The following is a 14,986-nucleotide window of genomic DNA, read 5'->3' on the forward strand; positions in this document are numbered from 1 at the left end:
GATGACCAGCACTTTGCGGTTCTTCTTGATACGCATTTTCTGCAGGAACACATCCATGATGATGAGTGTGACCAGCGGGAAAAGCAGCGGATCATCTTTTATACTGTCGATTTCAAAGACGACAAAGGTCTCGTCGAACAGCGAGCTGTCCATGTTCTCGTTCAGCGTCTTCTCGTGGTTGCCGCCCCGGTAGAAGTCTTTCATCATATAGCGGTAGGTCGCCAGTTCGATGTCCGTGATGCGGTTTTCCTCACAGATGTCGGGAAGCCGTTGCACCGAATATTCATAGAATGAGTTGAATGACAGATCCTTCACCTTCAGTTTCTTGCGGCGACTCTCAATCTTGTTGATGATGCCCTCTATGCGGACGGCCCGTTCCTGTTCGCTTTCCTTCTCGTGTTCCTTGCTGTTGCGCTCATCGATGAAAAGGCTCTGGCGAAGGTCTTCCCGTTGCCGGGGAGTAAAGCCTTCGAAACCGTTGAAATAGGCATCGTAGTAATCCGTGATGACATGTTCCACCAGCCGGTCTTCCGTTTGCGTGACCGTACCCTGCGCCCCTTTCCAGATGAGCAGGACCAGGTTCTTCAGGAACCCTGTCTTCTCCACGTTCATCTCTTCCCGGCGGATGCGGAAAGGGTTCATGGTGATGGGTTTTTCCTCGGTGTAGCTGATGTATTTCCCACCGAGGTATTCGCAAAGTCCCTCATAGGAGTTTCCCGTGTCCACCATCACCACATCCGTTCCCTGCTCATGCAGCTGTCTGACCACACTGTTCATGTGAAATGACTTCCCGCTGCCGGAAGGTCCGAGACAGAAGAAGTTCGAGTTGTCCGTCATTTTCTGTTTCCCCTCTTTTCCCGTGATGTCGATGGCCACAGGCACGCCCTGGCGGTCGGTATAATAGATTTTCAGCGGAGTGTCCTCGCTGTGCAGCACCCGTTCCTTGTACATCAGGCACATGGCCGCATCGGAGAGTGTCAGGAACCGGTCGTATTCCTCGCTCAGGCTGTAGCAGTTGCCCGGAAACGAACTCACGAACAGCTCCAGCTGGTTGTATGCACGCTTGCTGATGTGGATGCCCATGCGCCCGAAAGCGTTCTCCAGATGGTTGGTGCACTTCTGCAGGTCCGTTCCGGCAGGCACACCCACCACCAGGTTGAAATGCGTGTACACCAGCTGCCGACTCTCCCTGGCAATCACCTCCTGCACACGCTTGATGTCATCCACAGCCATCTTGTTGCCGGGATTCGGTATGCTCGCATGGCGGTTCTTCTTCTTGTCGAGCAGCGACAGTTCCCGCTTCTGGTTGGGCAGGAACACAATCTGGTTGTACACCACTGTCTCGGCATTCGGGATATTGTCCACTACCGATACGAGATCCACCGGCATCTCTGCATTGTTCACTTCAATGTTGGTGTAGGGGCGTATCAGTGAAGGCAGTGTGGCACAGTCCACATCCACCAGACTGTACACCTTGCAGCGTTTGTCACCCATCGACACCGTTTCCTCGTCGGCCTTGAAGTTGCTCATGGAAACCGTCCGGTCCTTGAAGTTCATGGCAAAGTAGCGGTCCACATATTCGCTCGCTTCGGTCTTGTTCAGGAACCTGGCCTGTACACCGCTGTCACGCAACTGATCGTGTACCTTGCGGACTTTCACGAGGAAGTCGCGCCATTTCCTGTTGTCGAAGGAGAACAGGCGGCTTTTCTTCGCTTCTTGCGTGATAGTCAGGTAGCAGAGGCTGTCCGTGTAGGGCCGTCCCTTGAAGTAGCGGAAGTAGGATTCCGAGAGAAACTCCCGGTTGTTCTCCGTTTCCTGCTCGAAGCGTTTCCTCACGAAGATGTCCTGTTTGTGGATGGCATATCCTTCACCCAGCGTCAGAGCCAGGGACGAAAACAGGTGCGTGAAGTCATAGAAGCCGTTGATGTCCGCCGAATACTTCTGTATCGGGTTCTCGATCTTCAATACGGCTGAATATTCGCCCGTCTTGGTGTAGAGCACACCTATGCCGTCCGTTTCCTCCACCGTAAAATAGATGTCCTGGAAGATACGCTTGCGTTTGCCTCCCGTGCCGAACGCATAGACCGATACGGCCATGCCTGCGCACAGGGCGATAAAAAATAAGATTACATATAGGGTCATTCCGATAGTCTTTAAATTAAATCAGGGCAGGTCTGCCTCGGCTGGAGGCGGACCCGCCCGCTTTCAACAATCAATCAGCCACACACACATTGCCGTGATGGTTTTTCTTCTGCTGTCAGATTTGGCGTGAACTGGCATACACATACACGCCTTGCTTTACTTTCTTGCTGTGCAGGCCTTTCCGCTGCTTGAGGATGATCAGTACGATACCTCCCGACAGGACGGCAGCCAGTATGATCAGCCCGGCTACGAAGCCGGCCAGACAGTAGGCGGCGATGAAGCCGGCAATGGCTCCTCCCGCCACACCTGCCGCCCAATAGATATAGCGGCCTTGCAGTCCCATCAGTTCCAGAGGCTGCTGCAGCCCCTTGAACAGCGGATAGTCCGGATAATATTCCTCACTGCCTTTCATCGCCTTTTTGGTTTTAGATGTCAATGCCGAAGAACATGGGCAGCGCCTGGGCAGCCGCAATCAGGAAGAGGCAGGCACCCACAATCATCATGATCTTCTTCTTCACGTCCTGTTCCTCGTTGTTCATGGCGATATACACTGATATGGCTCCGATGATGGCTACCACACCTGCAATGGCATAGCAGAGCTTGACCATGACCGGCACATATTTCACGATTTCCTCCGCTACGGTGGACAGGGCCGTCGTACCGGCCGAGTAGTCTCCGGCCGTGCTTTGGGCCATAGCCGGAATACCGCCCGCCAGGGTCAGGGCAAGCAGGACTGCCTTGTTCGATACTCTCTTGAAACTCTCTTTGGCCTTGCGGCTCATCTTTTTGATTTTCTTCAACATACTTGTCTTTGTTTTTGAGTGATACTTATTGTTTTTTTATTGCTGTTTTGACTGCTTCTTATGGTTTGTCGGTCTATATGCGATAGCCGAAGAGGGCCGGGAATACGATGGAGGCTCCGATGATGAAGAGACAGGCTCCGACCAGTGAAACGATGGATTTCACCACACCGTCTTCGCCCGTATTCATCTTGATATAGATCTGAAGTGCGGAAACAACCACAAACACGGAGGCGATAGCGTAGCAGACATACAGCACATAGAGCATCATCGTTACCACGAAGTCGTGCATCGTCGCCAGCGCATCCGCACCCCAGCTGTAGTTTACGCTGCCGCTCTTGGCCATTGCCGCAGAGGGGATCAGGCACAGCAGACACAGTATTTTTCTAGTTCTCGGCATGCTACAATCGGTCTTTTAAAGGTTTCCATTCCAGTTCCGGACGGTTGTCTGTCTTGCCTTTGGCAATCATGGCCCTGTAGAGTTCTTCGTCCGTGAATGCGTCTGACAGGTAGGGCGTGGTTTCTTCCATCTGTTCCTCCATCCGGGCCTTCAGGCGTTCCAGTTTCTCTTCCATGGCAGCTTCCCCGGTGCCGCCGGCACGCTCTGTCTCCTGTGGTGCAGGCATGACGGCGGATACGACCTCCGTTTCATACTGCTCGTCACCCACATGGAAGCCCGTGTCGCTTTCTGTTACCGTGACACTCTGTTCCTCTTCCGGGTCGCCGAGGTCAAACACCTCTTCTTTCGGTTTGTCTGTTCCCTTTTTTCCGTACAGGTCCTGTACGATGATGACCGCATAATAGATGGCATAGACTACTGTCAGGACAATGATAAAAATAAAATATGATTTCATATCGTTAATATAATATGATTGTTATATGAATATGATTCGCAAAATAAAGACGGATAATTGTAATTGTGAAAATATTGTCTATAAATCAATATGTTTTTATATAAGATTTCTCCAAAATCTTAAAATCATATTCAAAAATCATATTCTAATCAATATTTGAAGGACAAAACAAGAGAGGTCGGAAAATAAATAGAGGACAACTCTTACAAGTTGTCCTCTTTATTATGCGCACATCAATGGGTTATTCGGAGTACTCAATTTCTGAAAGCCATGCCGTTTCCTTTATCCATTGACAGATGTAATCCCGATGAACTACAGTCTTTTTCCGCGCAGGTAGTCGTTCAGGTCCTTGTAGCCGGTATAGCGGACAGACTCGTTGCAGACACGGCCGCCATACAGTCCGGCGATGGTCTCCACGGTCTTTTGCCCGGCAAGGTCATTGTCAAGGTAACAGTGGATTTGTCCGTAACCTTGCAGATGCGCCAGCGTCTTTCTGAGGTTGCCGACCGAGTTCATCACCAGGTAGTCGCAGGGTACGTCGATGCAGACAGTGTTATTCTTTATCTGCTTGAGTGACAAGTAGGACAAAAAGTCCATGAATCCCTCAAACAGGCAGATGCAACTCTGCACTTCACCGCGAAGGTGCGGTATCAGGGATACGTCTTTATTGTTGATACACCCCTTGTAGTAGGCATTGCGTACCTCGTAGCCGCCGGAGATGTTTCCGAAGGCCAGTGCGAAATAATGCCGCTGGCGCAGTTCGTAATGAATCTCCTTGCAGAACATTCGTCCGATGTCCGCATCAATCATCCTCGATTGGAGATACGAGAGCAGAGCATGATGTCGTAGAGGAATGACCATCAGGTTCTTCATGTCGGCTTCCACCGGACGAGGCGGAGCGGCAGGCAACCGAATCCTCGGCAAAGAGGCATTACCGGCAGTCCGTTCGATGTAGGCAAGTGCCTCGCTCACGCTTCCCATTCCGCAAAGGTACCTTCCCAATTCCACCAGGTCACCACCGATAGCTTCACCAAAGTCGTACCATTCATTTTCCCGGTCATTGACCTTGAACGACGGAGCGGTCTCTTTCCGCAGCGGCGAAAGATACCAGTACTGTTCCGATTTTACATACTGCGCATGGTGCCCGAGCCGGGCCAGGAAATCCACGATACGCACACTTTTTGCTTCTTCTATGTTCATGGCTGTTTCTTTTCACTTGTTTGCACAAAACCAGTTTAGTTTGGTTTATGACCCTATATAGATAGATACTAAATTAAACTGAATTATATAGGCCCGCGCCCGGCATCATTCTTCCTCGAAAAGCATGGTTTCCACAGGGGTCATGTCGTAGTAGAAAAGCTTGTCCCGCTTGACGACCAGTTTCAGGGTGTCCGTCAGGTATTGCAGCAGCTTCACCATCACGTTCCGTCCGCGCTTGAACCCGATGGTCTCGTAGGCGACCATCATAGCCTGCAGCATATTCTCGAATCCGCGGATGGGCTTGTCCCCGAATGCGGAGGAGAGGGCTTCCCGGTGCTGCTCTACGGTCAGATCCATAAATCCCGTCCGCTGTTTGGGTTTCGCGCATGGGAGGCTGTCGGACAGGTGTCCTTCTGCGAGAACCGGCAGGCCGCTCTCGTTGACCGTAAAGGCAAAGGGGTTGAACTCTTTCTCCCGGATGTGCAGCGCATGCACCTCGCTGATGTTCGGCTGTTCGCTGTTCTTGCTGATGACCAGCACGGTCTCCGCCTTGTTGCTCATCTCCGTACCTATATGCCCTCGGACATTGTTGTCCCCTTTGTTCAGATGCAGCACGCAATGGATGTGCAGGTCATATTTCGACGACCATTCCATCATCTTGTTGATGACTTCCACCGATTCGCTGGTGCTGTTGATATCGAGCATCAGGTCACGTATACCGTCGATAATGACCAGGCCATAGCCTTTCCTCTGCCGCAGGGCGTAGTCGATGACTCCAATGCGTATCGCCGGCGAATATTCACGCAGGCAGATGAAGTCAAGATTCTCGCTGTCGGTTGTCGGTGGCAGTCCGGCCAGCCGCAGGATACGTGCCAGTACGTTGTGACAGTGGAAGCGGCTCTGCTCCGTGTCCACATACAGGATTCTCTGCTTTCCTTCGGGCAGGTGTGCCCGGTAATTCAATACCTGCTTCCCGGCCAACGATGCGGCGACAATGGCTGAGACATTGAATGTCTTTTTCGATTTGGCTTTGCCGGTCGATGCGCTGAAGTTACCGAGTGTGGCGATGGTAGAGTTGTCAATCCAGATAATTTGCGGCGGCGTTTCGTAGGTATCCGTCGCACGGATCTGTGAGGCGGAGAGAATGTTTGACAAGAGACACTCCTCCGGTCCCATATCCAGACTGGGGTCAGTTCTTCTTTCGTTTTCCATAACGTCTTTGGTTAAAGAACGGTTGGGCAGCTGCCGCTTCGTCTGCCATGCGTGCCGCCTCTTCCGCTGTCGGTTCATAGTTCTGTTTGAGCCATTTGTCCAGCTCCTCCTTGGCGAAGTAGAGCATCTTGCCGCGTGGCTTGAAGTGTGGAATCTCCTTGCTGGAGGTCAGTTTGTAGAGCATGCTTTCGGATATACCGATATACATGCAGGCCTCCTGGAAGGTGAATACCCCCTTCGTGGTATAGATGTTTTTTTCCAGCAACGCGATACGTTCCAGCAGGCTTTCAACCGGATCCAGTTTCTTCAGGATGGTCTCGATGTTGGTGAGACGTTCACTCAGCTGTTCCATGAATGTCAATCTGTTGTTTTGCATACGAATGATTTTTAAAATTAGACAATGGAAGTATGTCCTCCGTTATGTAGCGCGCTAACGGAGGACAAAGGTAGGGCAGGAAAGCCATATTGCTTCAATCTGCAGATTGATAGTTGGGAAGTGTCAATGCAACTATCAACCTTTTACCTTTCACATACTTCACTTCTTGGCACTTTTTGTCATTTTGCCAGTTCATCCACGGCCTGTTGTATACCATAGGCTGCCGATGTCATCTTCTTCCGTAGAGCGGTCAGGGAAGATGAAAGGTTCGACTGGCTGACGAATCCCTTTCCGCTCTTTCGGACCAGCAACCGTCCCGTTTCCAAGGTGCTCTGCCATTCGTATCTGATAAGCGAATGTTCGAGGAGCGAATTGAACAGGATTGCCACAAGTCGGAGTTTGTTCACACGGATGCTGAACCCTTTCCGGCAGGCAAACAGGGCTTCCATATCCTCGACACGTACGTCAGAAACGCAAAACAGATGATAAGCATTGGCACAGGCCGTTATACTTATCATCTGTTTCCGGGTCAGGTTGCATTCCAGCGAAAGCGGACGCTCCCAAATCTTTTCTGGTTCACAAGGCGTGACCGGAGGTGAAAACGTGTCATACGTCTGTTTCACCTCCATACACTTCTCAAACGAGAAGTCTGTGGCGGCAAATAGCGGTTTGACAAGATGGGCACAGTCATACAGCATCCCTTTGAGGATGTGGATGTTCATTTCATGGCAGTTCCGGCACATTGCATGGTTGCAGTCGATGTACCTGTGGCTGTTCACGAAATCCTCCACGTAACGGTGATACTGCTTGCTGCCTGTGACAACATCACGGAGATACAAGGTTCTTGCTTCAGCGAGCAGGGCGTAAAGTTCTTGTGCTGCATCCTGTTCTGTCACGAAATGGTGCAGATGTTCATTCCCTCCAAAAAGAGAGAGGGCCTTTGTTGGGTCTTTTCATTTTGGATAATTTTAAAGAATTTATAATATAGTCAAGAAGGGTGTTGTCCCGGCTATCTGTCTGTTTCCCGAAAACAACACCCCAATAAGCGTCTGCTAAAATTAAACACAGATATGAGTTATTCGACAATCTCAGTCAAACAGACCGTTTGTCAGGTTCACCGCGTCATCTTTTTTCTTATTGACAATCTTGGCGTAAACCTGCGTCATTTTTACGGATGTATGACCGAGCAGCTTGGAAACGGTGTACAGATCCGCGCCCAAAGTAAGCATCATTGTGGCGAATGTATGGCGGGCGGTATGAAAGGTAAAATGCTTGGTAATCCCGGCTTTGACGGCCCACGGCTTGAGACATACATTGATGTGAGCCGGCAAATGGAACACAAAATCGTTACCTGTCTTGTTACCTTGTTCAGGCATCCACTTCAAAGCTTCGTTGGAGAGGGGGAGGTAAATCGGCTCCTTCGTCTTCTGCATGCTTACCGACAGACGATATTGTCCGTTGTCAAGAAAAACGTCTTTCCATTTCAATCCTACGATATCACTGATTCGCAGTCCGCAGAAGCAGGAGAACAGATAGGCTCTCTTGACTTCCTCGTTCTGTATCGGAGTGGCAATCAATGCCCGTACCTCTTCGATGGTCATATATGAACGTACGCTTTCCGGCATCTTGGGCTTTTCCGACTTGTCCATTTCGTTGAACGGATTCCGCAGCATGCGTTTGGCACGCACAGCTGCATTCAGGGCACCGTTTAGAATCTGGTAATAGGTGTTACGGGTAGAAGCCGCTATCAGTTTCCCTCTGTAACGGTAGGTTGTCAGCATGAAGTCAATGTATCCCTGGCAGAAAGACAAGTCAACCCGATCCAAGGTATATCGGTCTCCGGCATACTCATGCAGGATGCGGATAACAGACTTTATGTGGTCTATACCTTTTTTTCCTCGCTTTTTCTGATTCTCCCTGTAGGTGTTCATCCAGTCCAGCAGATAAACCTTCTCCACGTGGTTCACGATCCCGGCTTCACCGCTGGTCAGCTCGATGATACGTTTTGACTTGATGGCATTGGCGGCAGCCATTGTAATCTCGTTCTGATGCCGGGCATTGCTGTCCGTTTCCGGAACAAGGTACATCTTCAAGTACTCGTATGACCTTTTACCGTTCCGGTATATATCCAGATACAAACTCTTGCAGCCGTCAGTCAAATCTTTTGTCCGAAGGCGGATAGGTTCCTTTACTTTTTTAGGCTTCTTTACTCGTGGCATAACTGTGTCCTTTCATTTGTTGTTTTCCTATCGCAAATATACAAATAAAAACCGAAACCAAGAAACAAACAAGAAACAAAAATGTACCTAAAAACAACAAAAGTAATGAAAGTACAGAAAACAACTGAAAACTCAAATATCTATTTAAACCATTGATATAAAGCCTATTTATATATATTTATTTGGATTTTATTTTCAATCAATACGAGTATGGTTCTTTATTGAGAAATAAGGAACGTAGGCGACTATAGCCAGTGGGTGGGACACACGGACACGCATCCGCTGATCAGCGTCATCGACTATGCAGAAGTGTCTCCCGTGCGCCATTGCCTGAACAACTATAGCGTGTATGGCATCTTCTTTCACGACGAGGCGAACATCGACCTGGCCTATGGTTGCGGCAAATACGACTACAAGGAAGGAACCGTCATTTGTGTGGCTCCCGGACAGATAGGAGGAAAGGAAGATAACGGCGAGGTGGTCAACCTGACGGGATGGGCCTTGCTCTTCCATCCCGATTTGTTGCAGGGCACGGCACTGGAGAAGCACATCAGGGAGTATTCATTTTTTGACTACCGCGTGAATGAAGCCCTGCACATGACCAACGAGGAGCACGACATCCTCGTGTCGCTGATGCGCCAGATAAAAGATGAGCTACAGAAAAAGCACGATGCGCTTCAGGATGCCATCCTCGTGGGCTACATCGAGCTGATGCTGAACTTCTGCCAGCGTTTCTACAACCGCCAGTTCATCACCCGCAAGCTGGTCAATTCGGACATGCTCATGAAGTTCGACCAGCTCCTGTGTGATTACTACGAAGAGAAAATCCAGCTTACCTCGGGCATGCCCACAGAGACATTTCTGTGAGGCTCAAATATCGTTTCTGAAAAGTTCAAATGCACGAAGGGGCACCCAATGCCGTGGGCGGAATACCGTAGCGTTTCTTGAAGGCCGTAGAGAAGTGCGAGGGGTTCTTGAAGCCCACCTCCGCATAGACGTCGACCACCTTCCGCCGTTCTTCCTTCAGCAGGTGATAGGCCACTTCCAGGCGCTTGCGCATCAGCCATTTCTCGGGTGTCAGCTCGCTCACCTTCTTGAAGTCGCGCTTGAAGGTGGCCAGGCTACGTCCCGTGTAATGCGCCAGCTCCTCTAAGGTGAACTCGTACATATAGTTCTCGTTCATGAAGTCAAGAATGTCCATCTTCCACGGTGTGCTGAAGTCGAACAACGCGGTCATGAAGCGCTTGTCGGTATGAAGCAGGGCCAGCAATCCTTCCTGCAACTTCAGTTGCATCACGTCGTCCTGCGGTTTCACTTCCGGATTGAAGTAAGGAGTCATCGAAGCAAACAGGCTCTCAATCTCAGCCGAAGGAGGGAGTTTCATCACGCTGGGCACGAACTTCTCCACGGGTTCTGCCTTGTCCGTGTGGCGGGCATACTTTCCGTACATCTCCCGAAGGAAGGAACGGGTAAAGCACATATAAATCCCGCAATACTGCTCCCCGCCCGAGGCTTTCTTGTACATGGTCACACGATGGTCGCGCGGAATGAACACACACTCTCCTTTTCCCACGTATATCTGCCGGTGCCCGTCGTCGAGCACCATCTCGCCCGACAAGACATAGTTCATGGCGTATTCTCTGGAACGGTGCACGCACGCATTAGCATCATCATAAAAAAAGCTGAAGAACACATTCTGGTAATTGAATATGACTTTCATGGGGTTATGGCGTGAGGTTGTAGGTTCTGCTGTCATCTTATTTTTTAGTTTTAGCGATACAGAGATTCTCTTTCTAGTAGAGTTCCATGCACGTAATAAATGAACTCTATCCCTAATGGGAAAAATCGAATATATCGCAAAGATACGAATAAAAAGCTAATCCCGTTGCTTTCATCCTACTATTCAACGGATTAAGAGATATGATTTTCTCAATCTATTATAGTTTCCGGCACATTTCTAAAGCCAAAAATCTATCCTCAAAAACACAAGTGCATTTGAAAACAAACGCAAAGGCGTTTAAAGAAAAACTCCTTTGCGTTTTGAGCAAAACGTCAAGGCGTTTCATCCAAAACACAAAGGAGTCTTTTCAGGGTATCAAAAGTCTACAAACCACTCGTCTCAGACGGGTAGTCTGTACACCTTATTATATATTAGTAACCCAGTTCTTTTTCAAGAGCGTTGTATTTTTCCTTGTCAAGCTTCCAGTAGATGTTCAGCAAGTACTGGCCCCACAACTGACGGTTGTCTGGTTTAGCTTCTTTTGCTTTTTCATAGAAAGGAAGTGCTTTTTCGTACAGTTCCTTAATCTTAGCTTCGTTAGCTGCATACTTCGGATCGTCCATAGAAAGCTTAGAGTTTTCTTCTACAATTTCCTGAGCCGGGAAGAATGAGCAGTCACCAATCTTAGAATAAGCTTCAGCTACGAAATCCTTACCTTCTGCAATAATCTGGTTGAATGTAGCGATCGCACCTTCGTAGTCTTTCTTTTCATACTGAAGTACACCCTTCACGTACATGAAGTACGGAGTAGAATTCTTAGCCAATACGGCATCCATCTGAGCCAGACCTTCGTCAATCTTACCTTTCTGAATGTAATAGTCCATCAGGTTACCGATGAAGTATTCCTGTGACGGGAATTTTTCTACACCTTCCTGGATAGTAGTCAACCATTTTGCCGAATCAGGAGTTTCACCTTTTCCGTAAGCTTCTGCCAAGCACATCAGTGAACGGTAACCTTCTTCTTTGTGTTCCTTACCGATAGTAGCGTATTTAATTACGGCTGCATTGTCTTTCAATGAATTAGCGGCAAGAGCAGCATAGTTGGCAATCAACGGAGTCAGCGTGTCGTTCTTCACAGCATCTTCGTCAGCGAACAACGGGTTCTGCGGAGCGTCTACATACAGACCGAAGAATTTCAATGCGTTGGCATAGTTACCTGCATTGTAAGCGTCAGAACCGGCGTTAGTCAACTGAGGACGTACAGTAACCAGAGCCTTAGCCAGTTTCTTTCTCAGTTTCGGTTTTTTCAGTTCACCGCTCTTTACCTTAGCCTGTTCTACTTCGTCACACTTTGTGTAATATTCGAACATTTTAGCCAAGCTGTTATACAATTTAGCGGTATCAGCCTGACCACCCGGCAAATACAATTTCATGTTTTCATCGTCATAGATAGACTTCTGGAAATCACCAGCCAGCTTCCATGTTTCAGGATCATTGGCAGTAGAAGGATCTGTCAAAGCAGGTTCGATGATTTGTGCTGCCTTCACAGGATCGCTCTTGGCAGATTTAGCCTCCTTTACCACGCTTTCCTGAGCAGAAACAGCGCATGCGGTAAAGAACAAAGCAGCTGAGAATAATACTTTTTTCATAAGGTTTAAATTTAGTAATACAAATATTCAAGTTAGTTTTTGTCCGGATTATTCATTCGGTTCGTCCGTAGCGGGCTGAATGGTTTCTCCGTCGGCGGGCTGGATGTCCGTTGCCGGAGTTGCTTCGTCCTGCACTTCCTCTTCTTCGTTTTCAGAAGCTACCTTACATACGGAACCAATCTGGTCGTTGCGCTTTTCAAGGTCAATCAGGCGCACACCCTGTGTAGCACGTCCCATGATGCGCACATCGGCTACCTTCAAACGGATAGTGATACCCGACTTGTTGATAATCATCAGGTCGTTTTCATCGGTTACAGACTTGATAGCTACCAAGCTTCCGGTCTTATCCGTAATGTTCAGTGTCTTCACACCCTTTCCACCACGGTTAGTCTTACGGTAGTCTTCAATGTCCGAACGCTTACCGTAACCGTTTTCAGATACCACCATGATGGTTTCTGTTTCAGGGTCTTTGATACAAATCATTCCGATTACTTCATCCTGACCGTCCTCATCGAGTGTGATACCGCGTACACCGGTAGCCGTACGTCCCATTTCACGCACCGCGCTTTCATGGAAACGGATGGCACGACCGTTACGGTTGGCAATCACGATTTCATTGTTTCCGTTGGTCATACGTACTTCAATCACACGATCGTCTTCGCGGATGGTGATGGCGTTCACACCATTCTGACGCGGACGAGAATACTGTTCGAGCAACGTCTTCTTGATGACACCGTTCTTCGTACAGAAGAGTACATAGTGACTATTGATGAATTCCGTGTCGTTCAGATTCTTCACACGCAGGTAAGCCGTTACCACATCGTCTGCCTCAATGTTCAGCAGGTTCTGGATGGCACGTCCCTTCGAAGTCTTGTTGCCTTCCGGAATTTCATATACCTTGAGCCAGTAGCACTTACCCTTCTGCGTGAAGAACAGAAGCGTGTTGTGCATAGTAGCCGGATAGATATGTTCGATGAAGTCTTCATTACGGGTTTCACTTCCCTTCGAGCCTACGCCGCCACGGTTCTGCGCACGGAACTCAGAAAGCGGTGTACGCTTAATGTATCCCATGTGCGAAATAGTGATGACCATTTCGTCATCGGCATAGAAATCTTCCGGATTGAACTCTTCCGAAGCATATACGATTTCCGAACGACGGTTGTCGCCGTATTTTTCTTTCACTTCAAGCAACTCGTCCTTGATGACCTTCTTGCAAAGTTCCTCGTTGCTCAGAATTTCTTCGAAGTAAGCGATTTGCTTCATCAGGTCTTCGTATTCGGCATGGAGCTGATCCTGCATCAGTCCGGTGAGCTGGCGCAAGCGCATTTCTACGATAGCACGTGCCTGGATTTCGCTCAGGTTGAAGCGGGCCATCAAGTTCGTGATAGCTTCGTTTGGAGTCTTGGCGGCACGGATAATGCGGATTACCTCGTCAATGTTGTCTGAAGCGATAATCAATCCTTCCAGGATGTGCGCACGTTCCTTGGCCTTGCGCAAGTCGTAACGTGTACGACGGATTACCACCTCGTGACGGTGTTCCACGAAATATTTGATCAGTTCCTTCAGGTTGAGCAGACGCGGACGGCCATGAACCAGGGCCACGTTGTTCACGCCGAAAGAAGTCTGAAGCATGGTCATCTTGTAAAGCTTGTTGAGCACTACGCTGGCGTTGGCGTCACGCTTGATGTCGATGACGATACGCATACCTTCGCGGTCGGTTTCGTCGTTCACATTTGAAATGCCTTCGATTTTCTTGTCGTTTGACAAATCAGCAATGCTCTTGATCAACTCAGCCTTGTTCACACCGTACGGAATCTCAGTCACAACAATCTTGTCGTGTGTAGGATGCGATTCGATTTCGGCCTTGGCACGCATTACCACACGTCCGCGTCCGGTTTCGTAGGCATCGCGCACACCGCTGATACCATAAATATATCCTCCGGTCGGGAAGTCAGGCGCCTTAATGTACTGCATCAAGCCGTCTACGTCGATTTCATTGTTATCGATGTATGCCACGCAAGCGTCAATGACTTCACGCAGGTTGTGTGTAGGCATATTGGTAGCCATACCTACGGCGATACCCGAAGCACCGTTCACCAGCAGGTTCGGGATGCGGGTCGGCATAACGGTAGGTTCCTGCAACGTATCGTCAAAGTTGTTGGTAAAGTCTACGGTCTCCTTGTAAAGGTCCTGCATCATCTCCTCACCAATCTTCTTCAGACGAGCCTCCGTATATCGCATGGCGGCAGCACTATCTCCGTCGATAGAACCGAAGTTACCCTGACCGTCGACCAGCGGATAACGCATCGCCCAGTCCTGTGCCATACGCACCAGGGCACCATATACAGACAAGTCGCCGTGAGGGTGATACTTACCCAATACTTCACCTACGATTCTGGCTGCTTTTTTATACGGTTTGTCGGATGTATTTCCCAGTTCCATCATTCCGTAAAGGATACGGCGGTGAACGGGCTTGAATCCGTCTCTTACATCAGGGAGGGCGCGTGCCACGATTACTGACATGGAGTAATCAATGTACGACGACTTCATTTCCTCTTCGATGTTGATTTTTATAATTCTGTCTTGTTCTTGCATTTAATACATTATTAATTATACTTCCTTTCAAGGCTTGTGAAAAACCATGCTAAAGTACGACTTTTAGCGGATATACAAAAACTTTTCCACCAAAAAATACGTATAAGACTGCATTTGGAGATACTTACAGGAAATGTGGCACGCATTTTGTTAAATAGAAAGAAAGACTTGATGAAGAGTCTTTATAATAATGTATATTTGCAAGCCTATTTTGAATAT

At 48.8% G+C, this 14,986-nt stretch carries 14 protein-coding genes; 1 reads left to right on the forward strand and 13 read right to left on the reverse strand.

The features are described from left to right. The 10 genes from WKT20_RS08815 to WKT20_RS08860 form a co-directional block, all read right to left on the reverse strand. A partial coding sequence (locus WKT20_RS08815; protein ID WP_340417234.1) for a TraG/VirB4 family ATPase occupies positions 1–2,142 on the reverse strand: 2,142 nt, incomplete at its 3' end. A 115-nt stretch (positions 2,143–2,257) separates the two neighbouring features. Continuing rightward, positions 2,258–2,554, reverse strand: coding sequence for a DUF4133 domain-containing protein (locus WKT20_RS08820; protein WP_149918985.1), 297 nt, complete (start codon positions 2,552–2,554; stop codon positions 2,258–2,260). A 13-nt stretch (positions 2,555–2,567) separates the two neighbouring features. After that, a complete protein-coding gene (locus WKT20_RS08825) occupies positions 2,568–2,945 on the reverse strand; it encodes a DUF4134 domain-containing protein (RefSeq protein WP_007902717.1) in 378 nt (125 codons plus the stop codon). A 73-nt stretch (positions 2,946–3,018) separates the two neighbouring features. Further along, a complete protein-coding gene (locus tag WKT20_RS08830) occupies positions 3,019–3,342 on the reverse strand; it encodes a DUF4134 domain-containing protein (RefSeq protein ID WP_040596945.1) in 324 nt (107 codons plus the stop codon). A gap of 1 nt (position 3,343) precedes the next feature. Next, positions 3,344–3,796 carry a hypothetical protein gene (locus WKT20_RS08835; RefSeq protein WP_149918968.1) on the reverse strand — a complete coding sequence of 151 codons (453 nt, stop codon included), beginning with the start codon at positions 3,794–3,796 and terminating at the stop codon, positions 3,344–3,346. Positions 3,797–4,108: 312 nt separating this feature from the next. Further along, the gene (locus WKT20_RS08840; RefSeq protein ID WP_340417235.1) at positions 4,109–4,996 is read right to left on the reverse strand and encodes a toprim domain-containing protein; all 888 of its coding nucleotides are present in this window, start codon (positions 4,994–4,996) and stop codon (positions 4,109–4,111) included. 105 nt (positions 4,997–5,101) lie between these two features. Further along, positions 5,102–6,208 (reverse strand): AAA family ATPase, encoded by a 1,107-nt coding sequence (locus WKT20_RS08845; protein ID WP_340417236.1) that lies wholly within the window; start codon positions 6,206–6,208, stop codon positions 5,102–5,104. Beyond that, complete coding sequence (locus WKT20_RS08850) at positions 6,186–6,584, reverse strand: helix-turn-helix domain-containing protein (RefSeq protein WP_340417237.1); 399 nt, start codon at positions 6,582–6,584, stop codon at positions 6,186–6,188. Before WKT20_RS08850 ends, WKT20_RS08845 begins: the two co-directional genes overlap by 23 nt. A 179-nt stretch (positions 6,585–6,763) precedes the next feature. After that, entirely contained in the window at positions 6,764–7,480 is a 717-nt protein-coding gene (locus WKT20_RS08855; RefSeq protein ID WP_272708767.1) for a hypothetical protein, read from the reverse strand. Positions 7,481–7,672: 192 nt separating this feature from the next. After that, positions 7,673–8,803, reverse strand: a complete 1,131-nt coding sequence (locus tag WKT20_RS08860; protein WP_340417238.1) for a site-specific integrase — start codon at positions 8,801–8,803, stop codon at positions 7,673–7,675. Between the two features lie 258 nt (positions 8,804–9,061). On the opposite strand from WKT20_RS08860, the gene WKT20_RS08865 reads away from it, so the two are divergent. Next, positions 9,062–9,670 carry a hypothetical protein gene (locus tag WKT20_RS08865; RefSeq protein WP_340417239.1) on the forward strand — a complete coding sequence of 203 codons (609 nt, stop codon included), beginning with the start codon at positions 9,062–9,064 and terminating at the stop codon, positions 9,668–9,670. Between the two features lie 25 nt (positions 9,671–9,695). Here WKT20_RS08865 and WKT20_RS08870 read toward each other — a convergent pair whose 3' ends face one another. The 3 genes from WKT20_RS08870 to gyrA form a co-directional block, all read right to left on the reverse strand. Next, on the reverse strand, positions 9,696–10,523 hold the full coding sequence (locus WKT20_RS08870; RefSeq protein WP_340417250.1) for a helix-turn-helix domain-containing protein: 828 nt from the start codon (positions 10,521–10,523) through the stop codon (positions 9,696–9,698). 431 nt (positions 10,524–10,954) lie between these two features. Continuing rightward, positions 10,955–12,172, reverse strand: coding sequence for a tetratricopeptide repeat protein (locus tag WKT20_RS08875; protein ID WP_007558203.1), 1,218 nt, complete (start codon positions 12,170–12,172; stop codon positions 10,955–10,957). A 48-nt stretch (positions 12,173–12,220) separates the two neighbouring features. After that, positions 12,221–14,767: a DNA gyrase subunit A gene (gene gyrA, locus WKT20_RS08880; RefSeq protein ID WP_117701665.1), complete on the reverse strand. Its 2,547-nt coding sequence runs from the start codon at positions 14,765–14,767 to the stop codon at positions 12,221–12,223. Positions 14,768–14,986: the final 219 nt, after the last annotated feature.

The sequence above is a fragment of the Phocaeicola sp. ICN-14070 genome, from assembly GCF_037892625.1.
Lineage (GTDB): Bacteria > Bacteroidota > Bacteroidia > Bacteroidales > Bacteroidaceae > Phocaeicola > Phocaeicola plebeius.

Coding starts and splice junctions, on each gene's coding strand:
- WKT20_RS08820 (WP_149918985.1), bottom strand. CDS start 2,554: ATGAAAGGCAGTGAGGAATATTATCCGGACTATCCGCTGTTCAAGGGG.
- WKT20_RS08825 (WP_007902717.1), bottom strand. CDS start 2,945: ATGTTGAAGAAAATCAAAAAGATGAGCCGCAAGGCCAAAGAGAGTTTC.
- WKT20_RS08830 (WP_040596945.1), bottom strand. CDS start 3,342: ATGCCGAGAACTAGAAAAATACTGTGTCTGCTGTGCCTGATCCCCTCT.
- WKT20_RS08835 (WP_149918968.1), bottom strand. CDS start 3,796: ATGAAATCATATTTTATTTTTATCATTGTCCTGACAGTAGTCTATGCC.
- WKT20_RS08840 (WP_340417235.1), bottom strand. CDS start 4,996: ATGAACATAGAAGAAGCAAAAAGTGTGCGTATCGTGGATTTCCTGGCC.
- WKT20_RS08845 (WP_340417236.1), bottom strand. CDS start 6,208: ATGGAAAACGAAAGAAGAACTGACCCCAGTCTGGATATGGGACCGGAG.
- WKT20_RS08850 (WP_340417237.1), bottom strand. CDS start 6,584: ATGCAAAACAACAGATTGACATTCATGGAACAGCTGAGTGAACGTCTC.
- WKT20_RS08860 (WP_340417238.1), bottom strand. CDS start 8,803: ATGCCACGAGTAAAGAAGCCTAAAAAAGTAAAGGAACCTATCCGCCTT.
- WKT20_RS08870 (WP_340417250.1), bottom strand. CDS start 10,523: ATGAAAGTCATATTCAATTACCAGAATGTGTTCTTCAGCTTTTTTTAT.
- WKT20_RS08875 (WP_007558203.1), bottom strand. CDS start 12,172: ATGAAAAAAGTATTATTCTCAGCTGCTTTGTTCTTTACCGCATGCGCT.
- gyrA (WP_117701665.1), bottom strand. CDS start 14,767: ATGCAAGAACAAGACAGAATTATAAAAATCAACATCGAAGAGGAAATG.